This window comes from Neisseria sp. P0020.S003 (genome assembly GCF_051957095.1).
Lineage (GTDB): Bacteria > Pseudomonadota > Gammaproteobacteria > Burkholderiales > Neisseriaceae > Neisseria > Neisseria subflava.
On record NZ_JBQCWU010000008.1, the window covers coordinates 1 to 23,860 of the forward strand.

Consider the following 23,860-nt stretch of genomic DNA (forward strand, 5'->3'; position numbering starts at 1 on the left):
CGCGCATATAGCACAACTCTTCGATAAGCTCTGCCTGTGTTTTTTCTTGGTCGGGTTTGTCGGCGATGAAGGGGTTTTTGCGGTGTTGGGGCATGGTTTTGGATTGGGGATGTTCGAGTGCGCCGATGCCGCCTTCTTGATAGGCGGTTATCCATCGTCGCAGGTGGGTTCGGGAAATGCCGTAGTGGTCTGCGGTACGCTGTTGGCTGCGTATGTGCAGGTAGTGGAGTACGGCTTGGTATTTGAAGTGTAATGTATATTTGCTCATAAAAAAACTGCACCTTGTGAGTTGGAGGGGATGTCCAACTTTTGGGGTGCAGTTCACTTTTCAGACGGCCTTTGCGTTTCGATATTGTTGTTTTTTACAGCTGGTCTTTTTGTGCCAGAATCCGTCGGCTACCGTTGATGTCTGCCGGAGAGAGAACACCGGCATTTTCAAGCGCATCTATCAAATTGGCGGCACGGTTGTAGCCGATGCGCAATTGGCGTTGGAGTGCGGAAATGGAAGTTTTCCGGCTCTCCAATACGAAGGCAACGGCTTGATCGAATAACTCATCGCTGTTTGCGTTCGGATTGACAATATTAGTAGTTTCGATGGCTGCTTCGCCACTGAGCAGACCTTCCACATAATTGGTCGGAGCCTGTTCTTTGACGAAATTGACGACTTGATGTACTTCATCATCAGAAACAAATGCACCCTGTAGGCGTGTCGGTTCTGCGCTGCCCGGTTGCAGGAATAACGAGTCGCCGTATTTGAGCAATTCGTCCGCACCCATTTGGTCAAGAATAGTGCGGCTGTCGATTTTGCTTTGTACGGTAAAGGCCATACGTGTCGGAATGTTGGCTTTAATCAGGCCGGTAACCACATCGACACTCGGGCGTTGGGTGGCGACAATCATGTGAATGCCTGCTGCACGCGCTTTTTGGGCAAGGCGTGCGATTTGCTGCTCAACGGATTTGCGTTCGGTCATCATCAAGTCAGCCAACTCATCGATAACGACCACAATCAACGGCAGTTTTTCCAGAGGCTCAGGCTCGTCAGGATTTAAGCTGAACGGATTGAGTAATGGCTTGCCTGCCGCTTTGGCTTGTTCGACTTTTTGGTTGAAGCCGTCCAAATTACGCACGCCGGCGTGAGAAAGCAGACGATAGCGTTTTTCCATTTCGGCAACACACCAGTTCAATGCTTGTCCAGCCTCGTGCATATCGGTCACAACCGGGCAGAGCAGGTGTGGAATGCCGTCGTAAATGCTCAATTCCAGCATTTTCGGGTCAATCATAATGAAGCGGACCTCGTCGGGCGTGGCTTTGAAGAGCATGGACATAATCATGCCGTTTACGCCGACGGATTTACCCGAGCCGGTCATGCCTGCAACCAAAAGATGCGGCATTTTTGCCAAGTCGCCGACAACTGGCGTACCCGCAATATCTTTACCCAAAGCAACGGTCAGTTTGGACTTGGCATCGGTAAATACGGATGAAGAGAGGATTTCGCTCAACATCACGTCTTGGCGTTTCTCATTGGGCAATTCAATACCCATGGTGTTTTTACCGGCAATGGTTTCTACGATACGTACAGCTTGCAGAGACATCGAGCGCGCCAAATCTTTGGACAGGGCGACAATTTGGCTACCTTTGACACCTTGTGCCGGTTCGATTTCGTAGCGGGTAATCACGGGGCCGGAAGTGGCGGAAACAACCTGTACGCCGATGCCGAATTCAGCCAGCTTGGCTTCAATTAATTCTGCGGTCTGTTGCAATTCATCCGGATTGACGGCAACCGGTTCTTCAGACGGCATACGCAACAGGTTCATGTTGGGCTTGTGATATTCGCCGTTGTTTTTAGGTTCAGTATCGTCAAACAGGGAAGTTTGGATTTTAGGAGGCGGCGCAACGGATACGGCAACGGTTTTACGGTTGCTGCTGCTGCCTGCCAACGGAGCAACCGGAGTGGCGGTAATGGTTTTGGCCTCTTTAACCATGCGGCGCGTATTTTGGGTTTCCAAAGCCTCGGAGTGGACATCTTCTTTTTTATTTTGGAATTGAGACAGTTTTTTCATCAAGCTGCCAAATAGGCCGCCCATATGGCTGCCGGATTTGGCCATGACTTCCAACCATGACACCTGAGCCAGCAGGGAAATGGATAAAAGCAACATTACGAGCATAATTAACAGACTGCCCGATTTGCCCAACAGCCAAGCCAAGCCTGAACCGGCCAACAAGCCGACTAAGCCGCCTGCACCGACGGGAAGGGATTCGCTCAATGCATTATCAAACAGGAAATGCTCGATAATCGGACTGCACACCAGCAGGAGGAACAATGCCAAAGCGGCTACGCCGTGATTGTAGGGCTTGTGGTTTTCCTGCTTTTTCATGGGGCGGAAATTTTTGTAGAGAAAAACGCAAGAGGCGGCTATCCACCACCAAAACGATAAGCCGAACAAATAATATCCGACATCGGAAAGATAGGAGCCAAAGAGGCCGCCGAGGTTGGCGACATCGTTGCTTTTGGGAACGCTGCGCGACCATGCAGGGTCGTCCATGCTGAAGCTGGTCAGGGAAATGGCCAGATAAATGGTGATAACCAAGCCAAACAGCCATAAAGCATCATTAATCAAGTTGACGACATGCTCGGGACGCGCTTTTTTTTCTTCGTTTTTTTGCAGCTCTTTGGCGGCTTTCAGGCGTTGAGAGACTTTATTGTCGGCTAGAGTTTGTGCTTTGGTGGATTTGCGTGTGGTCGGTTTGGCTGCCGGTTTGGTAGAGACGCGTTTTTTTGTTTGGGTTTTAGAAGATTTTGCAGTCATGAGATAAAGGCCGTCTGAAAAGACCGGAGGTAATGTGCGTAAAGGGCAAATTATACCGTATTTACTAGGCACAAGAAATTGAAACGGGCGTAATCATTACAGGATTTAGGCCGTCTGTTTGGTGTGACGAAAATTTGGGATTTCGTTTCCACCTGTTCAGACGGCCTGATGTTTTGATTGATTTGGACTTACATTCTGCCCAGTTCGCGCTGGAGGGCTTGAATGTTTTTCTCCCTATCTAAAACCGCACCTTGCAATGTGCTGATGGCCTGTTGATTGACGCTGCCGTCTTTGGCTGTCCGAGCTTGGCTCAGTTGCTTTTTGGCATCGGCCAAAGCCGCGCGTTCATTGGATAACTCGGTTTCCAAAATAGAGCGGCGGCTGTTGACGCCGGAGGATTTTGGAACCGGAGGAGGAGCCGTTTCAGAAGCAGTACGGACAGGGGCAGGTTTGGGTGTTGCCTTATGGTTGGATTTTGCAGCCGTATTTTTGCTTTTTGCCGGAGCCGTTTGTGATGTCGGTGCATCGAGTGTCGGCGCATCACTAACCGGAGTGTCGTATCGGCTGCTGCTGTATTTGCCGACAATCGGTAAATCATTGACGGCTTGGCAGTTGCCGCTTGGACGCGAGGTATAGACAATCGAGCCGTTGACTTCACAGGTGTAGATTTTTGCGGCGTGGGCTTGGCTGTTGAAAACAGCAAGCGGCAGCAGGGATAGGGTAAGCAGATATTTTTTCATGATTCAGGTAGGGCTGATTCGTTGCAGTTGAGCATTTTATTCTTGTTCAGACGGCATGGGCTGCTGTTTTTTAGCTTTTGCACTGTTTTTGTTTTTGCTCGGTTTGTCGGCTTTTTTCTCTTGTTTATCGGATTTTCCCGTGCGTGCCTTTTTCTTAGGCTTTGCACTTGCACGTTCATCAGAGGCATTGAGACTGCGGATGTTGAGATGGTAACCGCTGCCTTGATGGCCGCTGATTTTAGGCAATTCGGCCTGTGCGCAGGAGGATTTGGGTTCGGAAGTATAGCTGCCGTTGCCGCAGGAATAAACTGCGGCGGCTGCGTGAAGAGAAATGCTCAAGACGAAAGAGGATACGAGGAAGTATCCGGCTTGTTTGATGATTGAAGTCATGTTTTTCCGTATTGTGTTTTATTTCAGACGGCCTGATGGCTCTATTTTTATTGGGAAAACTCGGCTTCGACATCAACTTGGATTTGCTCAAGCTCTTCCTGCCATTGCAGCCAGTTTTCTTCCAGTTGCGTTAATTTTACTTTAGTTTCTGTTAATTGTGCGAGTGTCTCTTGCAATTTGGGTTTATTTTCTTCTGAATAAGCAGATTCTTGTGCCAAAAATGCTTCACAGGCCGTCTGAATATCAGTCAAACGCGCGATTTCTTTTTCGGCTTTGTCGATTTTCTGCTGAATCGGTTTGCTGCGTTTGGCTTTTTCCTGACGGATTTGTGCTTCTATGCGCTTGGTGTCTTTACGGCTTTGGCTTTGTGCAGAAGCGGCGGGGGTAGCTGCGGCGTTTTCTTGTGCCAACCGCCATTGACGGTAGTCGTTCAAATCGCCGTCGAAGTTGTTCAGACGGCCTTTGTCGATAAGGAGGAAACTATCGGTAGTCGCTTCAAGCAGGCTGCGGTCGTGCGAAACGACAATCAATGCGCCTTGGAAACTTTGCAGGGCAAGTGTCAGAGCGTGGCGCATATCCAAGTCTAGGTGGTTGGTCGGTTCGTCAAGCAGGAGCAGATTAGGCTTTTGCCAGATAATCATGGCAAGGGCAAGCCGCGCCTTTTCCCCACCGGAGAACGGCTCGGTCTTTTGAACCGCCATATCGCCGACAAAGTTGAAACCGCCTAAAAAGTTGCGGATTTCCTGTTCGCGGACTTCGGGCGAAAGCTGTTGGATATGCCAAACCGGACTTTGGTCGGCGCGTAAAGTATCCAGTTGGTGCTGGGCAAAATAGCCGATATTGAGCTTTTCGGAGCAGACGATGCTGCCGGAAAGTAAATTAATTTTTCCTGCCAATGCTTTGATAAATGTGGATTTACCGCTGCCGTTAACACCCAACAGGCCGTAACGTGCGCCGCTTTCCAGAGACAAGGTAATATCGTGCAAAACGGTATTGTCGCCATAACCTAAGTCGGCATGGTCGAGTTTCAATAATGGATTGGGCAGATGTGTCGGATTGGCAAACTCAAAGGAAAACTCGCTATCCAAATGCGCAGGGGCGATGCGCTCGAGTTTGGCTAATGCCTTCATGCGGCTTTGGGCTTGTACGGCTTTTGTGGCTTTGGCTTTGAAACGGTCGATAAAGGATTGCAGATGTTTGATTTGTGCCTGCTGTTTGACGTAAGCGGCTTGTTGTTGCGCCAGACGTTGGGCGCGTTCGGCTTGGTAGAAATCGTAATTGCCGCCGTATTGGGTCAGTTTTTGTTGCGACAGTTCGATGGTGTGCGTTGTGGTGGCATTCAAGAAGTCGCGGTCATGGGAGATGATGATTTGCGTACAGGGCAGGGAGGCGAGATGGTTTTCCAGCCACAACACGGTTTCTAAATCCAAGTGGTTGGTTGGTTCGTCCAAAAGCAGTAAATCAGCACGACAAATCAGCGCTTGGGCAAGGTTGAGGCGCATACGCCAGCCGCCGGAGAAGGATTTGACGGAGTGAGTATGTTCTTCTTGTGAGAAACCCAAGCCGTTAAGCAGTTTGGCGGCGCGTGCCGGAGCAGTATAGGCATCGATTTCTTCAAGTTTGGCGTGATATTCGGCTTGCTTCATGCCGTCGTTTTGCGCTTCTGCTTGGGCTAAGGCCGTCTGAAAAGCCTGCAATTCGGCATCGCCTTGCAAAACGTAGTCTAAAGCGGAAATATCTAAATCAGGCGTTTCTTGAGAGACGGAAGTCAGACGCCATGTTTTCGGAATAAGGATTTCGCCGCCATCTTGTGTGATTTCACCTTTTATCAGCGCAAACAGGCTGGATTTTCCCGTACCGTTTTTACCGATTAAACCAACGCGTTGGCCGGGGTTGATTACGGCATCGGCTTTATCAAGCAGGACTTTCAAACCGCGTTGCAGGGTGAGTTTTTTAATTTCTATCATGATGGCAGGCAAGGGGATAAGTAAAACGAAAGGCGTTATTTTACCTGAAAAGATATATAAAAGGCCGTCTGAACAAGTATGAAGACGAAATCAACGATTTCTATTTCACTTATTCAGACGGCCTTTATGAAATGACAGTCGGAAATGCTTTCAAATTGTCTGTTGTTTCAATTAAATTTGAAGATCGCCATTGTCCGCACGGATTTGGCGCAGGAATTTTTGTGTCCGCTCATGTTTGGGATGATTGAACAAATCTTGCGGGCTGCCTTGTTCGACAATAACTCCGCCGTCCATCACGACAACGGTGGTTGCCACTTCTAAGGCGAATTTGATTTCATGCGTAACGACAACCATGGTCCAGCCTTCTTGCGCCAATTCCTTCATGGTATCCAAAACATCTTGCACCAATTCAGGGTCAAGCGCGGAAGTCGGTTCGTCAAACAGCATTAATTCAGGCTGAATTGCCAACGCGCGGGCAATGCCGACACGCTGCTGTTGACCGCCGGAGAGTTGGTAGGGGTAGAGGTCAATCTTATCGCCCAAACCGACTTTTTCAAGCAATTTGACAGCCTCTTCACGCGCTTTGGCGACAGGCTTGCCTTGTACGGCAACCGGCCCTTCCATGACGTTTTCCAACGCAGTTTTGTGTGGAAAGAGGTTGTATTGTTGGAACACCATGCCGGATTTGCGGCGCAGTGCCAAAATATCGTGTTTGCTTGGTTTTTTGGAAAAATCGATGCTTAACGGCTGCGCATTGTTAAACTCGATCTGACCTTGTTCAGGCATTTCTAAAGCGTTTAAACAGCGTAAAAACGTGGTTTTGCCTGAGCCGGAAGGACCTAAGATAACAATCACTTGTCCTTTGCCGACATCCAAATCGATGCCGCGCAAAATGGTATTTTCGCCAAAGGTCTTATGGATATTGCGGATTTTAATCATGACAACTCCTTATTTGGCGACATAGCGGTCGAAACGTTTTTCCAAACGCGCCTGAATCAAAAACAGCACTTTGCAGAAACACCAATAGACCAATGCGGCTTCGATATAAACCGGCAAGAAGTCATAAGTACGGTTTGCTGTCTCTTGAGCGACACGGAAAAGCTCCGTTACCGTTACCACGGCGGCAAGCGAGGTGTTTTTGAACAAGCCGATAAATTCGTTGCTTAAAGGTGGTACGGCAACGCGGAATGCCTGTGGCGCGACAATGCGGCGGAAAGTCTGCATATAGGTCATACCGATGGAGAAACCTGCTTCCCATTGTCCTTTAGGTACGGACAAAATTGCCGCGCGTATGGTTTCGGAAGCGTATGCGCCGACATTGAGCGAAAAGCCGATGATGGCGGCAGGAATCGGATCGATATAGATACCGACGGAAGGCAAACCGTAGAATACGATGACCAACTGCACCAATAGCGGCGTACCGCGAATGACGGAAATATAAAATTCAACCAGCTTCAGCAAGCATTTTTGGAAAATGCTGTCGGAGGGCATGATTCGCACCAAAGCAACGGCTACGGCAATAATCATGCCGATAACGAAAGAAGCGATCGCCAAAGGCAAAGATACTGCAAAGCCGGCTTTGACCATAGGCCAAAACGCGCTGATGAGCATATCAGCGCGTGTTTCCGTCATAAACGGCAGAGAGGCAAGGAAATTATTTAACACTGATGTCTTTTCCGAAGAATTGTTCGCCTAGTTTTTTCAGCGTGCCGTCGGCTTTCAGCTCAGTCATGGCTGTGCTGAATTTGGCCAATGCTTCATCATTGCCTTTATTGACAATCAAGCCGGAGCCGACTTTTTCGTCAGCAGGGGCAGACCAAACGATTTGTACGCCGGCATTTGGGTTTTTCTTCAGGTAATCCAATACTGCCAATTCGTCGTTCAGGGTTGCGTCGGCACGTTTTTGTTCAATCAGGGTCAGAGATTGTGCCAAACCATCTACCGGTACGAGTTCTGCGCCTGCAGCTTTGGCTTTTTCACCATAGTTACTGGTCAGGGATTGTGCGGTTTTCACGCCTTTGATGTCATCAATGGATTTGATGTTGCTGTCTTTGCGGACAACCAATACGGCACCGCTCCAGCTGTAAGGCTCGGATTTGTCAAAAGTCGCTTGACGCTCAGGGCTGGTCAGGCCGACTTGGTTGGCGACTATGTCAAAACGGCCGGCTTTCAAACCTGCCATCATGGAGTCCCATTGTGTTTCTTTAAATTCAACTTTGATGCCCAGTTTGTCGGCAACTGCGCGGGTTACTTCGACATCGTAGCCGGTCAATTTGCCGTCTTTGTCGTGGTAGGTGAATGGTGCGTAAGTGCCTTCCGTACCGACAGTGATGGTACCTTTATTGTTGATACGCTCAATCAGTGAGCCGGAGGCCGCACCGGATTGTGCCGGAGCAGAAGAAGCTGAGTTGCTGCCTTCTCCACCGCAAGCAGCCAAAACTACTGCAGCGATGCTGCCGAGTACGAATTTTTTCAACATGGATTTTTACTCCTGACTTTAAGTGTGTCATTTGGTATTAAAGCGTGCATTCTAAGCGAAACTGCCCAAAATACAAAATACATCTTATGCCTTAAATGATGTATAAAAAATTCAGCTAATGCAATTTCAAGCCACATGACTTGATAGGGTTGCAGTACCAAGTCCTGATTCAGAGAAACGGTTTGGCCGCTGATTAAATTGTGCGCTTTAAACGGCATGGCCTGCAGAGTGTGCGCACTGATGGTTTGCGCATGTTCACTGAAGTTGCCGAATGCCAAAAGCGCGTTGTTGCGCATATAGCCGATGATGTGTTTGTTGTTGGTGTTGAAGGTGACCAATCTGCCGCCATTAAAGCGCGGATTGCTTTGGCGGATGGAAATCATATGGCGCAAACCTTGGAAGATTTGACCGGCAGTGGTCGAGCTGTCATGGCGTTGGTTGTACAATTCCTCATTGTAACGAGGACGGTGTGCCCAGCGGCTGTCGTCGCTCTTATTGCTGTCTTGCGACCAGTCGTCGTCATTGAGCGTACCCACTTCGTCGCCTAGGTAAATCAGCGGCAGGCCGCCGGTACTCAAAGCAATGCTGTACAAGAGTTTGATGCGGTCAACGGCATGCGGATCGTTTTGAGCCAAGCCGACCAATGCTGCGGCTATACCGCTGACACGGCAGTCACCTGTGCTTGGGTTGTATTGGAACGGTACACCGCGCGCGAAGCTACCGTCGAAGTGGTTGACGAAGAAGCGGTTGAGAAATTGTCGGTGGTCGTAGCCGTGAATACCGAATTGCGATGCGTCTTCGTCGGCGAACGTCCAGCCGATATCGTCATGACTGCGGACGTAGTTGACCCATGCAGTGTGGTCGGGCAGGTTGTGGCGGTAGGTTAGTGCTTGATGGAGCAGGTTGACTTCGCGTGTGGCGAGGGTGTTCCACAACAGTGCCATTTGCAGAGGGTTGTAGCCGATTTGACATTCGTCTTGGCTGATGTATTGGACAACTTGGTCAGGATGGACGATGGCTTCGGATTTGAAGAACACGGCTGGCGCTGCGATACGCATTACGGAGTTAAACGCGCGAATCAGAGCGTGTGCCTGAGGCAGGTTTTCGCAGCTTGTGCCCATTTGCTTCCAAATAAAGGCAACGGCATCCATGCGCAGAATATCAACGCCCAAGTTGGCAAGGAACATCATTTCGCCTGCCATGGCACGGAATACCCATGGGTTGCTGTAATTCAAGTCCCATTGGAAGGAGTTGAACGTCGTCCATACCCAGCGTCCGTCTTCCAGTTGGGAGAAGCCGCCCGGATGTTGGTCGGGGAAGATTTCACGCAGGGTGCGGTCGTATTGATCGGGCATCCAGCGGTCAGGGAAGATGTAGTAGAAGTTATCGTAGAGCGGATCACCGGCGGCGCAGCCTTTTGCCCATTCGTGTTCGTTAGAAGTATGGTTGAAGATGAAATCGACGACGGCGGAAATACCTGCTTCGTGCAAGGCGGCAATGATATCGCGCAAGTCGTCTATCGTACCCAGTGCCGGATTGACATCACGGTAGCTGCTGACTGCATAGCCGTCGTCGCTTTTGCCTTCAGGACATTTAAACAGGGGCATCAAGTGCAGATAGGTCAGGCCCAACTCTTGGAAATAAGGGATTTTGGCTTTCAAGCCTTGCAGATCGCCGGCAAACAAATCGACGTAGCACACGCCGCCAACCTGTTTGTTGGACAAAATCCAGTCAGGATCGTTTTCGCGCGCAATCAATATCTTTTAAGGATGAGTTGCGTTGTGAATAGCTTTGCCATGCTTGGGCAATCAGTTGCTCCAGCATGGGGAGGACGGCTTCGTTGTTGTTGTAAACATTGTCCAGCTCATGCATCAGTTTGGGGAAGCGTTCCTCAAGTCGTCTGTCAAACTGTTTCCAGTCTTCAGATGTCTCGATACTTGCACGCTGTTCGGGGGTATAAATCGATAGGGTGCGTTCTTTAAGGTGATGCAAGGTCAAATCAACCTGTTGAGTCTGGGTCAACATAATGCCTACTCCGAGGTTAAGGTGAAATTGTTTTGAAGCTTGGTTTCAATTCTTTTGCAAATCCATGCCGATTGTGGGCGACTAAGACTGTAATTTTGCGTCAAGAAACTGTCACAATAATACTGAAAGTGCTTGAGTGTGCATAGGGTTTTCAAGGTTGGGAACGATGATTTTTCAAGTGTTTGATTTTGATTAAAAGTAGGATTGAGCATATGGAAAGCGGCCTTTTGACGAACTTATCTTTCAGACGGCCTGAGTCTTGTGAAAAAAACTTTTATTTTTATTATATTAGACATCTTTTTATGCTAAGTATGGCCGTCTGAAACATATGTGCAGCATAACGGGTTGCTTATTTTGTTTCAAAACGTGTCATAGAGATTAAGTTCATGACTTCTGATGTAAATCAAGATTCTATAAAGAGGCAGTTATTGTGTTTTGAAGAGAGAGTGAATGGTTGAATTTCATTTATTTAAAAATGAACCCATAAAATTTCTTATTGATAGTGGTTATTATGTAGATTATCAAATCAATAAGGGAGAGGTGTCTGCCTGGTTTGTCATGCTTTTTTAATATTATTTTTTAAAATTAGACTTGACCCATTACAAGCAATTACTTAAAGTATCCATCTTATTTTTACACAAGAAAATGGGTTATCCCGTTCCAAAAAAATGAGCGCAATCAAACCACCACAAATCACCGTATTCGACAGCAAGCCAACCGATGCTTATTTCTTCGGTACTTGCGTTCTCGACCTTTTCATGCCCGAAGCAGGCATGGATGCCATCACTTTAATCGAACAACAGGGCATCCATATCCATTATCCTATGGAGCAAAGCTGCTGCGGCCAACCTGCCTATTCGTCAGGTCATCCTAAAGAAGCTTTTGATGTTGCCAAAGCGCAACTGGATTTATTCCCTGAAAATTGGCCGATTGTCGTGCCTTCCGGTTCTTGCGGCGGCATGATGAAACACCACTGGCCGATTTTGTTCAAAGGCACCGAGTACGAGCAAAAAGCGATTGATTGTGCCAACCGTATCATTGAATTTACCCACTTCCTGCTGGCGATTGGTTACAAACCTGAAGATAAAGGCGAGCCGGTTAAAGTGGCCGTTCATACTTCCTGCGCGGCACGTCGTGAGATGAATGTCCATTTGTCAGGCTGGCAGCTGATTGACGGCATGGAAAATGTTGAACGTATCGTTCACGACCATGAAAGCGAGTGCTGCGGTTTTGGCGGTACATTCTCTGTGAAACAAGCCGATATTTCCGGCGCGATGGTAACCGACAAAGTCGCAGCCTTAAAAGAAACAGGCGCCACTGAAATCATCAGCGCGGATTGCGGTTGCATGATGAATATCGGCGGCAAAATTGCCAAAGACGAACCCAATATGCCACGTCCGAAACATATTGCATCTTTCCTGTTGGAACGTACCGGAGGTAAAGCATGAGCGCGCGCGAAAATATTTTAGCGAAATTGAAAAAAGCCGATGCCTTGCGAATGGAAGAACCGCCGGTTTTCGATTATTACCGTGAAATGGGTGTTTCTTGGGCAAACGATGTCGAGCGTTTGAAACATTGGGCGGCTGCCATGCGTGCCGTCAAAACTGAAATCTATTGGGTTACTAAAACCAACTGGCCGCAAGTATTCCGCCAAGTAGCCGAAGGCAAAGGCTTGAAAAACATTCTGCTCCCATTGGAAACAGAACATGGTCAGCTGGCCCGTGCAGCTTTGGCCGATACCAATATTGAACCGCGTGGTTTTGAGCGAAAAATCGACGATTGGAAAAACGAATTCTTTACAGATATTGAGGCGGGTTTTAGCGGCTCTAAATGCGGTATTGCCCGTACCGGTACGATTATGCTGGAGTCCAGTCCTGTCGAGCCGCGCAGCCTGAGTTTGGTTCCGCCTGTGCATTTCTGCTTGTTTGACACCAGCAAAATGTACAACGAATTCCATAATGCTGTTGAAGGCGAAAAACTGGTAGAAAAAGGCATGCCTACCAACGTTATTTTGATTTCCGGCCCATCTAAGACTGCCGATATTCAATTAACTTTGGCCTATGGTGCACACGGCCCGCGCGATTTGGTGGTTTTGGCCGTTCTGCCTGATCATATTTCCCCTGCCGATTTGGAGGAAAAAGCATGAGTTCCCAAACCATTAAATTCCATATGAAGCCGGAAACGTTCAAGCAAAACGCTGCGATTTCTTTGCAAGACAAGCCTCTGCGTAAAAGCTTGCGTACAGCGATGGATATGCTGATGACCAAGCGCAAAGCCGTTTTGACAGATGAAGAAGAGCTGCAAAGCCTGCGTGACTTGTGTGAGCATGTCCGTCAACGTTCGTTGTCCAAATTGCCTGCATTGTTGGAACAGCTGGAAGAAAACCTGACCAAGTTAGGCGTTAAAGTCCACTGGGCGGAAACCCCTGCCGAAGCCTGCCAAATCATTCACAACATCATTACCGATAAAAACGGTAAGCTGATGGTGAAAGGTAAATCTATGGTCAGCGAAGAGATTGAGCTGAACCATTATCTGCAAGATCAAGGCATCAAAGCGGTTGAGAGTGACTTGGGTGAGTTTATCGTTCAAATGGCCGGCGAGAAACCAACTCATATCGTGATGCCTGCCATTCACAAGACCAAAGAGCAGGTGAGTGAGCTTTTCCATCAAAATCTTGGCACTCCATTGACAGACGATGTAGACCAGTTGACCGGATTTGCGCGTAAAGCATTGCGCGATATTTACAGCACTGCCGATGTCGGTTTGAGCGGTGTGAACTTTGCTGTCGCGGAAACAGGCACTTTGTGTCTGGTCGAAAACGAAGGTAACGGTCGCTTGAGTACCACTGTACCGCCTGTGCACATCGCCATTACTGGTATTGAAAAAGTGGTTGCGAAGCTGTCTGATATTCCGCCTTTGTACAGCCTGTTGCCACGCTCCGCCATCGGTCAGAACATTACCACTTATTTCAATATGATTACCGGCCCTCGCCGTAGCGAAGAGTTGGACGGCCCTCAAGAAATGCACTTGGTACTGCTTGATAACGGCCGCAGCCAAGCGTATGCAGAAGATCAAATGCGCCGTACCTTGCAATGTATCCGTTGCGGTGCGTGTATGAACCACTGTCCGGTTTATACCCGTATCGGTGGTGCGGCTTACGGTACGACTTATCCCGGCCCGATTGGCGAGATTATCTCTCCGCATTTGTTGGGCTTGGATGCGACACGCGATCTGCCGACTGCGTGTACCATGTGTGGTGCCTGTGTTGAGGTTTGTCCGGTACGTATTCCGATTACCGAGCAAATGCAACGTCTGCGTGTTGAAGCGCAACGTTCACCAACCGAAATCGTTCCGCATCCTATCCGTGGTCAAGGCGCATCGCATACTTTCGGCGAACAAATGGCGTGGCGTACGTTTGACGGTATTTTCAGCGGCAGTAAAGCTTACCGTGCATTCGGTTGGACAGCCACTAAATTCCGCGCATTGACGCCTAGCAAGCAGCTGGGCTGGACGAATAACCGTGTTCCGATGAAACCGGCTAAGAAAACGCTGCATCAACTGATGGCAGAGAAACTCCAGAAAGAAAAAGCATAAGGCTTGATAAATAAAACCTGAGGATTAAAAGGCCTCAGGTTTTATTTTTTATTGAATACTGCTAGTGTGGCATCGCTATTTGTAAAGGCGTTTGATTTGATGATTTTATCTTGATTCTTTTGAATAAAAAGGCCGTCTGAAAGATTTTCAGACGGCCTTTATTACAGTCAAAAGTTTTTGCCTAAGTCCTTAGAGCAATACTTTTTCTACACCGCCGTTATTGGCTTTTTTCACAAACTCATCCAGCCAGTTTTCGCCGAGGATGTGTTTCGCCATTTCGATGACGATATAGTCGGCAGGCATATTGTTGTCATCGGCGTAGCGGCTCAAGCCTTGCAGGCAGGCTGGGCAGGAGGTAAGTATTTTGACGGGTTCGCCCTGCGGCAGCTCTTTGAGGTTTTTCTCAATTTCCTCTTGTTTGCGGAACTTGACCTGAGTGGCAATGTCTGGCCGTTTGACGGCAAACATACCGGACTCGCCGCAGCAGCGGTCGCTTAAGACGACTTTCTGTCCCATCAGGCTGCTGGCCATTTGGGTGGCGTTCATGGTTTTGATCGGGGTATGGCAAGGGTCGTGGTAGAGGTATTGCTGACCTTGTACTCCGTTTAGCTGCACACCTTTTTCAAGCAGATATTCGTGGATGTCGATGATACGGCAGCCTGGGAAGATTTCCTCAAAACGGTATTTTTCCAGTTGGTCGTAGCAGGTACCGCAACTGACGACGACGGTTTTAATGTCGAGGTAGTTAAGGGTGTTTGCCATACGGTGGAAAGCCACGCGGTTGTTGGTACTCATTTCTTCGGCTTTAGCCTTATTGCCGCCTGCGTCTTGCGGATAGCCGCAACACATATAGCCCGGCGGCAGGACGGTTTGTACGCCGACATGCCAGAGCATGGCTTGGACGGCAAGCCCGATTTGGCTGAACAGGCGTTCGGAACCGCAGCCTGGGAAGTAGAACACGGCTTCGGCATCTTCGGGCGCGGCAGGGTTGCGGATGATGGGGATGCTTTTGTCGTCTTCTATGCCGAGCATGGAGCGCGGTGTTTTGGCGGGCACACTTTTGGGCAAAGGACGGTTGATGAAGTGGATGATTTGCTCTTTAACCGGAGCGGTACCGACGGTGGCTTTGGGTTCGGCTTTTTGTTTTTTGGTACCGACGGGCAGGAGTTTGCCGATTTTGTAGGCGAAATTCTGCGCGGGGAAGCCGGTTTGTATCATGGCGGCGCGCAGGGCTTTGATGGTTTTCGGGCCGGTGGCGTTCAAAAACGCCATGCCCATAGATGCGGCGGGTGCGAAGCGTTTGTGGCCGGAATCGGCAAGGTAGTTGCGGATGGCTACGGTTACGTCGCCGAAGTCGATGTTGACGGGGCAGGGTTTGACGCAGCGGTGGCACACGGTGCAGTGGTCGCCGATGTCCATGAGTTCTTCAAAGTGTTTGATGGAAACGCCGCGGCGGGTTTGTTCTTCGTATAAGAAGGCTTCGGTCAGCAAGCCTACACCGAGGATTTTGTTGCGCGGGCTGTACAGCAGGTTGGCGCGCGGAACATGAGTAGAACAAACAGGTTTGCATTTGCCGCAGCGCAAGCAGTCTTTGACGGAATCGGCGATGGTGCCGAGGTCTGATTTTTCCATAATCAGTGATTCCGCTCCCAAAAGCTCGAAAGATGGCGTGTAGGCGTTGCGTAAGTCCGAGCCTTTCATGAGTTTGTGACGATTGAAGGTGTGTTTGGGATCGACTTGGTTTTTGTAGTTCCAAAACGGTTGCAAATCTTCATCGGTCAAAAATTCGAGCTTGGTAATGCCGATGCCGTGTTCGCCGGAAATTACGCCACCGAGCGAACGAGCGATTTTCATGATGCGTTCGACCGAACGATAGGCCGTCTGAAGCATTTCGGCATCGTCTGAGTTAACCGGAATATTGGTATGAACGTTACCGTCGCCGGCGTGCATATGCAGGGCGACGAAGACGCGGCTGCGTACGGTTTTGGCGTGGATTTTGCCCAAACCTTGGATAATTTTGGTATCTGTTTTGCCGCTGAAGATTTCAGAAAGTGGCTTCATTACGTCCGCTTTGACAGACACGCGCAGACGGAAATCACGGAAGGCAATAAAGCAGCTTTCATTGTCTTTGGCTTCGGGAGCGGCGTGGACGGATGCGCCATAGCGTGCTTTATAGTCGGCAAGCGGCGCGTCTAAGTTAGCAAGCAGCCATTCCCATCGAGCTTTGACAGCGGAAACGTGGGCTAGGGCGTGTTTGCTGCGTTCGCCTAACAGTTCGGCGGTTGGCAGGTCTGTTCCCATTTTGTCGATGGGGAGTTTGCCGGACAGATATTGCTCCAAGGCGGCACAGAGTTTGAGTTTGTTTTGGATGGAAAGCTCAATATTGATGCGTTCGATGCCGTCTGAATACTCGTCGAGCCTCTCAAGTGGGATTACCACGTCTTCGTTGATTTTAAAGGCGTTGGTGTGTTTGGCGATGGCAGCGGTGCGGCTGCGGTCAAGCCAGAAGGTTTTGCGCGCTTCGGGAGATATGGCGATAAAGCCTTCGCCGTCGCGAGCACGGGCGAGTTCGCAGATGTGTTCGGCGGCTGCCTGTACGGCTGCTTCGTCGTCGGAAACCACGTCTGCCAGCAAGACCATTTTAGGTCGGCCTTTGCCCGCCGCTTTGGTGGCATAGCCGACAGCGCGGACGTAACGCCAGTCTAAATGTTCTAAACCCGCCAGCCGCACGCTTTCATGGGTAAGCAGGAAATCGCGGATTTCAACAATGGACGGAGTAGCGGTGGCGACCGTACCAAAAAACTCCATACACACAGTGCGCGTGTATTTCGGCATTTTGTGCAACACGAAGGCAACGCTGGTGATGATGCCGTCCGTGCCTTCTTTCTGCACGCCGGGCAGGCCGCTCAAGAATTTGTCGGTAACGTCTTTGCCCAAACCGACTTTGCGGAATTTGTGGCCGGGGATTTCCAAACGTTTGGTATTGATGATATTGCGACCGTCTGAATCCAGCGTATGTACGTCAAATATGGCGGTTTCTTCGTCGTGAATTTTGCCGAAATTGTGGTGCACGCGTTCGATACGCAACCATTCGCCTTGAGGGTTAACCATGTTCCAGTAGGCGAGGTTGTCCAAGGCAGTACCCCACAGCACGGCTTTTTTACCGCCTGCGTTCATCGCCACATTACCGCCCACGCAAGACGCATCGGCGGAAGTCGGATCAACAGCGAACACCAAACCTGCCTGATGTGCGGTTTCTTCCACCCGCCGCGTGACCACGCCCGCGCCGCAATGGATAATAGGATGTCTGCCGTCTAAACCTGCCAGCTCAACATATTCGACGCCGCGATGCTTGTCCAGCTTTTCCGTATTGATGACCGCGCTGTTTGCATCCAAAGGCACGGCGCCGCCGGTATAACCCGTACCACCGCCGCGCGGAATAATGACCAAATCCAGCTCGATTAAGGCGCGCACCAAAGGCGCGATCTCTGCTTCGGTATCAGGATTAACGACAACAAATGGATACTCCACGCGCCAGTCGGTCGCATCGGTAACGTGCGTTACCCGCGCCAGCCCGTCGAACATAATATTGTGCGGTTTGGTGATTTTGCTCAAACGCTCCAAAATCTGCCGCCGCTTTTGGCGCGTTTCGTCAAAGCTGCCGTCAAAACGCTCGACCGCCTTTTCCGCCGCCGCAACCAACAAATCGACTTGCGGATTATCGTCGCGGCGTTTGCGGATTTCGTTCAAACGGTGGCGCATTTCACGCACCAGCGCGGCGCGGCGTTTAGGGTGCTCCAATAAGTCATCGACCAGATACGGATTGCGCACGACCACCCAAATATCACCTAATACTTCAAACAACATTCGTGCCGAACGTCCTGTTTTGCGTTGACCACGCAGGTCTTGCAGGATTTGCCACGTGTCGTCACCCAACAGTCGGATGACGATTTCGCGGTCGGTATAAGAAGTATAGTTATAGGGAATTTCTCGAATACGCTGAGGAGCAGTAGTCGTGGTCATGGTCGTGTTCCGTTGATGGATGTAATGTTTTTATATTAAAGGCCGTCTGAAAAATACAAATTCTTCTTGATGGCGTAAAGTGTTAATGTAGTGTAATTTTCGATATTTTTCAATGGAAAAGACAATAAACATTTCAATGGGAATGATTTGCAACTAGGTAATATTGTTTACAATCTTGTCGTGTAAATGGTTTTCAGACGGCCTGATAGATTTTATCGCTTGAGTTTTTCTGTAAAACCGCTATAATGCGTTTCTTCTATGGCGGGTCTCCCCGCATGGTAATTCGGAACACCGGGTCAGGGGCGGAAGCCAGCAGCCCACTCTGATGAGCCAGTGCCGGGGGTTCGGCTCGCCACCTTATTCAAAAATGCCGGAGATAGTTAAGTCTCCGGCATTTTTCATTGTATAAAGCGTAATAAAAATAAAAAGGCCGTCTGAAATCTCATTTTCAGACGGCCTTTGAGTTTATGAACCAGCTATTTATGCTTCTTCTGATTTTGTATTGGGCAAAACGCAGTTCAGGATAATGGCCAATACGGCGCACAAGCCTACACCGGCGAAGCTCAAAGTACCTACTTTGATAATCATGCCGCCGATACCGGTCGTCAATACGGAGCTGACGATAACCAGATTTTTCGGCTGCATCAAATCGACTTTTGCATCAATCAATGTTTTGATGCCTAAAGAGGCGATTGTACCGAATAGCAGCAACATAATACCGCCCATAACCGGCATAGGAATCGAAGCCAAAAACGCATTGAACTTACCGAAAAACGCCATCAAAATCGCAAAAATTGCCGCCCAAGTCATGATGACGGGGTTGCTGTTTTTGGTAATCATCACCGCGCCGGTTACCTCGCCGTAAGTGGTCACAGGAGGGCCACCAATCAAACCGGCCACGCACACACCCAAGCCGTCGCCGGCAAGGGTTTTGTCCAAGCCCGGGTCTTGAGTGTAGTTTTTGCCGGTTACATTACCGATAGCCATAATGCCGCCGATGTGTTCGATGGCCGGGGCAATGGCGACGGGCAACATAAACAGGGCAGCCTGCCAGTTGACTTGAGGCGTTTCAAAATGAGGGACGGCAAACCAAGGAGCGTTGATGATGGCGCTGGTATCGACCAGGCCCATGATCAAAGCTAATACATAGCCGGAAGCCACGCCGATCAGAATCGGAATCAGCTTCATCATTTTGCTGCCGAAGACGGAAACAATGACGGTTACCGCAAAGGTAAAGCCGGACAGAATCAGCGAGTCGATATAGTCGATGACCTGTTTTCCATCTGCCTGACCCATGGCCATGCTGCTGGCTGCAGCGGCCACGGACAAGCCGATTACCATAATCACCGGGCCGATAACCACGGGCGGCAATAGCTTGTGTACCGCATCTAGACCACGCCATCTGATCAGCGCGGCAAAGACAAAGTACATGAAACCTGCCGCAAACAGGCCGAACATGGTAGAAGGCAGGCCCCATTCGCCGATGGAGTAGATAATCGGTGCAATAAAGGCAAAAGAAGAGCCGAGGAAAATCGGCACTTTACGTTTGGTAACCAATTGGAACAGCAAAGTGCCCAAGCCTGCGCCCAATAATGCCAAAGCCGGATTCAGTCCCGTCAGAAGCGGCACAAGTACCATGGCACCGAATGCGACAAACAAAATCTGCGTACCGGCTATCGCCGTTTTAAGCTGGTTCATAAAAGCTCCAAAGAAAATTCAAACGGCGCAGATTATACTGATTTATCCTAGTCGTGAACATTTATTTACAAAAGGCCGTCTGAACAAATGTAATGAATACACCTGTTCAGACGGCCTTGTTCAATAGCGAATAGTTAGTAACTTATCAAAATCGATTAGGAAAATTTTTAGCCGCGCGTTTCGCGCCAAACTAAATAATCGCGCAGGGGCGGCATGGGCGGATTGATGCAGTGCGGACAGATGCCGGTTGTATCTTCATCATCGCTGTCGATATGGTAGTCGTTTGGATCGAAGCGCACCTGCTGCATGACGGCTTGCGCCAAAGCCTGCGCCTGTACGACATCAAAGCGGAATTTTTCAAGGATTTCGTTTAATAGGTGGATTTCGCCGTCACTGAAAGATTCGCTGTGTTTGACAATGAGGCGTCGATAATCTTCATTGCTGATTTTTTCGTGAAGTAAATCGGTCTGGATAGTCATGATTTTTATTGTTGAAATAAGATGGTCAAGGTGCAGATTATAGCGGATATTGTGGCGGATGTTTCAAAGCTTGTCTATACCATCAAACGCCTTCAACTTCGCTTCAGCCGCCTCTTTGGCTTCGCGGTGCTGCTTGGCTTCGGCATTCAGGCCGCTGATTTTCTGCATCGCGGCAGGCGCGTTAAACGGGATTTCCTTCCCGTCGTCATGTACATATACCGGCTTGCCGTCGGATACCACCACATAACCGTTTTCATCCAATTTCAATTTCATGTTTCAAAACTCCGTAAAAAAAGCGGCATCCGCCGCAAAACGCCCCGTTTTTCCAAACAAAGGGCAATAAAAATGCCGTCTGAAACCAAGTTCAGACGGCATCAAGCCATCAAATCAAACCCTGCCGCCTCATCATCCGATAAGCCTCATCCACATCATCGGTTTGCAGATAAATACCAACAACCCGCTTCAACTGCTCTTCATCATAATCATACGGCTGCATATCATCCCGAAACTCCACAGGACAATAACTGCCGACAGCCAAACTCAAAGACTGTTCGATATAGGGAACAGGCACACGCACGTCATCCGGCTTGCTACTGTTGGCAATCCAATCGTCCATAAACCGGTTGTAAAACGTTTCGGCATCCGTTTTCCCGTCGAAGAAATCTTGCGCTATCTTGGAAAAAACCGTTCTTTTCATTGCAGATAATCCGTATTCAAATAATGCTCGCGCTGTTTTCCACTTATCTTCATTGCCGTTTCAAACCTATTGTCTTTATCAAAAACGACAGCAATATCGGTTTGCCCATTATAAAACACTTTTGAGCCTTCCAAACGGTATCGCCCTTTTAAAACAGTCTGTTCATCATTCAAATGGGAAACAACCGCCTCTTGAATAGCCTCCTACTTTTTCAGCCTGATACGCTTTTTGCAGCGGTGTAATTTGTGCCAAGCGGGCATGATCGATTTGTTCAGCAATTAAATGGGCTTTCCCTTGTGTGCGGCACTCGGCGGCAATTTTGCCTGCATCTACTCGGTTGGCGGCCTCAAGTAAGGCCAGCCAGTGTTCGCGTTGCGGATAGGGGGCGTCTTCAAGATTCAGACGGCCTTGTTTGTCGGCCACGCAGACGTTTAAGGCCGTCTGAAAACGTTCGGGGCGGCGGAATGCGTCGGTTTTTTTCAAAACATTCAAAATGGTTTTGCTTTTGAACTGCCCGACTTGATGGAGCATGATGTGCCAGCGACAGACAAGTTCGGCAAGCTCGGCGCAGTGTTTGGGCGCACGCAGGCGTTGATTGACTTCGCGGACGGGTTCGACGCCGTTGACGTCATGTCCGTAGTGTTTAGGCAGAATATCGGCCGGTGTTTTTGCCTTGCCCAAGTCGTGCAATAAGGCGGCATAGCGTTCGGCGAGGGAAAGGTTCATCTCGGCAGCTCGTTGTACAACCATCAGCGTATGAATACCGCTGTCGATTTCGGGATGATAGTCAGCGCGTTGCGGTACGCCGAAAAGAGCATCAAGCTCGGGCAGTAAAACTTTGAGTGCGCCGCATTCGTGCAAAACTTCAATCATTCGGCGCGGATTTTTCTCCATCAAGCCTTTGGCCAATTCTTGCCAGACGCGTTCGGCAACCAAGGCATCTGCTTCGCCGTTTTCTACCATTTGCCGCATCAGCGACATGGTTTCATCGGCAATTTGAAAACCATAACGCGCGGCAAAACGGGCGATACGCAAAATACGCACGGGGTCTTCGGCAAAGGCAGGCGAAACGTGGCGCAGGATGCCGGCCACCAAGTCTTGTTGTCCGCCCAAAGGATCGATGATCGTGCCGTCTGAATCTTGAGCCATGGCATTTATGGTCAGGTCGCGGCGCATCAGGTCTTGTTCCAGCGTAACGTCTTTATCGGCATGAAAGCTGAATCCGGCATAGCCTTTGGCGGTTTTGCGTTCAGTACGGGCGAGGGCGTATTCTTCGTGGCTGTCCGGATGGAGAAAGACGGGAAAATCCTTGCCGACAGGTTGATAGCCTTGAGCCAGCATGGTTTGCGCATCTGCACCGACGACTACCCAATCGCGGTCCTTAACGGGCAGGCCTAACAGATGGTCGCGGACGGCGCCGCCGACAAGATAGGTTTTGATGGTTTGTGTATTCATATAAAAATCGAACGATATAAAAAGGCCGTCTGAAAAGCCGTATTGGGTTTTCAGACGGCCTGAGTCAGAACGCTATTATGACGCTTTAGGCTTGTTGCCGTCGATGATTTTCAAACCGGCGGAGACCAAGCTGCCGATGTCGGCAACGTTGGCAGGCATAATCAGCGTGTTGCTTTCTTTAGCCAAATTGCTGAAGGCGGCAACGTATTGCTCGGCAACTTTCAGGTTGACGGCTTCAGCACCGCCCTCTGAGCGGACAGCCTCAGCAATTTTGCGGATGGCGTCGGCGTTAGCTTCGGCCACCAAGCGCAGGGCTTCGGCTTCACCTTGTGCGCGGTTGATGCGGGCGATTTTTTCACCGTTTGACGCGTTGATGGCGGCTTGCGCTTCACCTTCGGATTGTTGGATTTCTGCCTCGCGCTGACCGCTGGCAAGGTTGATCTGCTCGATTTTACGGCCTTCGGATTCGGCAATGCGCGCGCGTTTTTCACGTTCGGCGGTAATTTGCGCCTGCATTGAGCGCAGGATTTCTTGCGGCGGAACCAAGTCTTTGATTTCGTAACGCAAGACTTTCACGCCCCAAGCGCCTGCCGCTTCGTCCAAAGCAGCAACAACAATGCTGTTGATTTCATCGCGCTCTTCAAAGGTTTTATCCAATTCCATGCGGCCGATGACAGAGCGCAAAGTTGTTTGCGCAAGCTGGGTAATCGCCATGATGTAGTTGCTGGAACCATATGAAGCGAGTTTTGGATCGGTAACTTGGAAGTAGATAATGCCGTCCACAGTCAGCTGAGTGTTGTCGCGGGTAATACAGACTTGGCTGGGAACATCCAAAGGAACTTCTTTCAGCGAATGACGATAGGCGACGCGGTCGATGAATGGGATAAGGATGTTCAGGCCAGCAGTCAGCGCTTTGTGAAAACGGCCTAATCGTTCGACCACATAAACTTCCTGCTGCGGTACAACGATAAAGGATTTGAAACCAAAAACAACAACGACGATGAGTATGAGGACGGGGAGACTGAGCAGAAATTCCATAATGTTTCCTTATGATGATGGTTGGGAGAGTGTGCGGATAATCAGAAGATTGCCGTTTTTGGCGGTAATGACTGCGCTTGAGGCAGTCTGAAAAGTATCTTGAGGCCGTTCGGCTTGTGCCTGCCAATGTGTGCCGCGGTAGGCGACTTCGTAAATATTGTCATGCAGGTGGCGTAGGATGCGGACGTTTTGCCCAATATCCAAATCATCGTTAAGCACTTGGGGAGCCAACTGATTTTTCAGACGGCCGTGTACCAGCCAGATACCGAGTGCACTGATGATGGCGGCAGTCAAAACGGCGGCAGAAAAGTGTCCGCTTAATCCGTACATGATTCCGGCGGCGACCAGCGCTACGCTGACTACCAAAAGATAAACCGTTCCGATAAATAATTCGACAATCAGAACAACGGCGGCGGCAACAAACCATATCGTCATGCGGCATATCCTTTTAATAATCTTTTGAGAATC

Annotated in this window: 18 protein-coding genes, 1 other RNA gene and 3 pseudogenes; 4 read left to right on the top strand and 18 right to left on the bottom strand. The window is 49.6% G+C overall.

Features of this window, described 5'->3' with window-relative positions; all coding sequences use genetic code 11:
* The 10 genes and pseudogenes from ACTHTQ_RS05995 to ACTHTQ_RS06040 all read right to left on the bottom strand — a co-directional run.
* Nucleotides 1–268, bottom strand: a 268-nt coding sequence (locus tag ACTHTQ_RS05995; RefSeq protein ID WP_440363402.1) for a helix-turn-helix domain-containing protein, incomplete at its 3' end; no start/stop codon positions are given.
* Nucleotides 269–362: 94 nt separating this feature from the next.
* A pseudogene (locus ACTHTQ_RS06000) lies at nt 363–2,003 on the bottom strand (DNA translocase FtsK); the annotation flags it as partial.
* Nucleotides 2,004–2,104: 101 nt separating this feature from the next.
* A pseudogene (locus ACTHTQ_RS06005) lies at nt 2,105–2,807 on the bottom strand (DNA translocase FtsK 4TM domain-containing protein); the annotation flags it as partial.
* 188 nt (nt 2,808–2,995) lie between these two features.
* The gene (locus ACTHTQ_RS06010) at nt 2,996–3,547 is read right to left on the bottom strand and encodes a hypothetical protein (RefSeq protein WP_440363403.1); all 552 of its coding nucleotides are present in this window, start codon (nt 3,545–3,547) and stop codon (nt 2,996–2,998) included.
* Between the two features lie 36 nt (nt 3,548–3,583).
* Complete coding sequence (locus tag ACTHTQ_RS06015; protein ID WP_250600583.1) at nt 3,584–3,937, bottom strand: nucleolar protein; 354 nt, start codon at nt 3,935–3,937, stop codon at nt 3,584–3,586.
* Between the two features lie 47 nt (nt 3,938–3,984).
* The gene (locus ACTHTQ_RS06020) at nt 3,985–5,904 is read right to left on the bottom strand and encodes an ATP-binding cassette domain-containing protein (RefSeq protein ID WP_440363404.1); all 1,920 of its coding nucleotides are present in this window, start codon (nt 5,902–5,904) and stop codon (nt 3,985–3,987) included.
* Between the two features lie 171 nt (nt 5,905–6,075).
* Entirely contained in the window at nt 6,076–6,843 is a 768-nt protein-coding gene (locus tag ACTHTQ_RS06025; protein WP_440363405.1) for an amino acid ABC transporter ATP-binding protein, read from the bottom strand.
* Between the two features lie 9 nt (nt 6,844–6,852).
* Nucleotides 6,853–7,569 (bottom strand): amino acid ABC transporter permease, encoded by a 717-nt coding sequence (locus tag ACTHTQ_RS06030; RefSeq protein ID WP_083311721.1) that lies wholly within the window; start codon nt 7,567–7,569, stop codon nt 6,853–6,855.
* Nucleotides 7,559–8,383, bottom strand: coding sequence for an amino acid ABC transporter substrate-binding protein (locus ACTHTQ_RS06035; protein ID WP_440363406.1), 825 nt, complete (start codon nt 8,381–8,383; stop codon nt 7,559–7,561). Before ACTHTQ_RS06035 ends, ACTHTQ_RS06030 begins: the two co-directional genes overlap by 11 nt.
* A 119-nt stretch (nt 8,384–8,502) precedes the next feature.
* Nucleotides 8,503–10,408, bottom strand: a pseudogene (locus ACTHTQ_RS06040) (alpha-amylase family protein); the annotation flags it as partial.
* Nucleotides 10,409–11,076: 668 nt separating this feature from the next.
* Between ACTHTQ_RS06040 and ACTHTQ_RS06045 the strand changes: the two are divergent.
* From ACTHTQ_RS06045 to ACTHTQ_RS06055, 3 genes are read left to right on the top strand one after another with little or no spacing between them, the layout of a single operon-like run.
* Complete coding sequence (locus tag ACTHTQ_RS06045; RefSeq protein ID WP_308887590.1) at nt 11,077–11,856, top strand: (Fe-S)-binding protein; 780 nt, start codon at nt 11,077–11,079, stop codon at nt 11,854–11,856.
* Nucleotides 11,853–12,554, top strand: a complete 702-nt coding sequence (locus tag ACTHTQ_RS06050; RefSeq protein ID WP_440363407.1) for a LutC/YkgG family protein — start codon at nt 11,853–11,855, stop codon at nt 12,552–12,554. Before ACTHTQ_RS06045 ends, ACTHTQ_RS06050 begins: the two co-directional genes overlap by 4 nt.
* On the top strand, nt 12,551–14,002 hold the full coding sequence (locus tag ACTHTQ_RS06055; protein WP_440363408.1) for a LutB/LldF family L-lactate oxidation iron-sulfur protein: 1,452 nt from the start codon (nt 12,551–12,553) through the stop codon (nt 14,000–14,002). The genes ACTHTQ_RS06050 and ACTHTQ_RS06055 overlap by 4 nt, the downstream gene beginning before the upstream one ends.
* Before the next feature lie 189 nt (nt 14,003–14,191).
* On the opposite strand, the gene ACTHTQ_RS06060 is transcribed toward ACTHTQ_RS06055, so the two are convergent.
* Complete coding sequence (locus ACTHTQ_RS06060; RefSeq protein ID WP_440363409.1) at nt 14,192–18,025, bottom strand: DUF3683 domain-containing protein; 3,834 nt, start codon at nt 18,023–18,025, stop codon at nt 14,192–14,194.
* A gap of 260 nt (nt 18,026–18,285) precedes the next feature.
* Between ACTHTQ_RS06060 and ffs the strand changes: the two genes are divergently transcribed.
* Nucleotides 18,286–18,382, top strand: an RNA gene (gene ffs, locus ACTHTQ_RS06065) — signal recognition particle sRNA small type.
* 123 nt (nt 18,383–18,505) lie between these two features.
* On the opposite strand, the gene ACTHTQ_RS06070 is transcribed toward ffs, so the two are convergent.
* The 7 genes from ACTHTQ_RS06070 to ACTHTQ_RS06100 form a co-directional block, all read right to left on the bottom strand.
* Nucleotides 18,506–19,723 (bottom strand): uracil-xanthine permease family protein, encoded by a 1,218-nt coding sequence (locus ACTHTQ_RS06070; RefSeq protein ID WP_440363410.1) that lies wholly within the window; start codon nt 19,721–19,723, stop codon nt 18,506–18,508.
* Nucleotides 19,724–19,890: 167 nt separating this feature from the next.
* Nucleotides 19,891–20,202, bottom strand: coding sequence for a hypothetical protein (locus tag ACTHTQ_RS06075; RefSeq protein ID WP_440363411.1), 312 nt, complete (start codon nt 20,200–20,202; stop codon nt 19,891–19,893).
* A 63-nt stretch (nt 20,203–20,265) separates the two neighbouring features.
* Complete coding sequence (locus ACTHTQ_RS06080; RefSeq protein WP_440363412.1) at nt 20,266–20,475, bottom strand: hypothetical protein; 210 nt, start codon at nt 20,473–20,475, stop codon at nt 20,266–20,268.
* A 109-nt stretch (nt 20,476–20,584) separates the two neighbouring features.
* Complete coding sequence (locus tag ACTHTQ_RS06085) at nt 20,585–20,899, bottom strand: hypothetical protein (RefSeq protein WP_440363413.1); 315 nt, start codon at nt 20,897–20,899, stop codon at nt 20,585–20,587.
* Between the two features lie 165 nt (nt 20,900–21,064).
* A complete protein-coding gene (locus tag ACTHTQ_RS06090; RefSeq protein WP_440363414.1) occupies nt 21,065–22,354 on the bottom strand; it encodes a multifunctional CCA addition/repair protein in 1,290 nt (429 codons plus the stop codon).
* A gap of 75 nt (nt 22,355–22,429) precedes the next feature.
* Complete coding sequence (locus ACTHTQ_RS06095; protein ID WP_039863787.1) at nt 22,430–23,392, bottom strand: SPFH domain-containing protein; 963 nt, start codon at nt 23,390–23,392, stop codon at nt 22,430–22,432.
* Nucleotides 23,393–23,401: 9 nt separating this feature from the next.
* Nucleotides 23,402–23,827: an NfeD family protein gene (locus ACTHTQ_RS06100; protein ID WP_003683491.1), complete on the bottom strand. Its 426-nt coding sequence runs from the start codon at nt 23,825–23,827 to the stop codon at nt 23,402–23,404.
* Between the last annotated feature and the right edge of the window lie 33 nt (nt 23,828–23,860).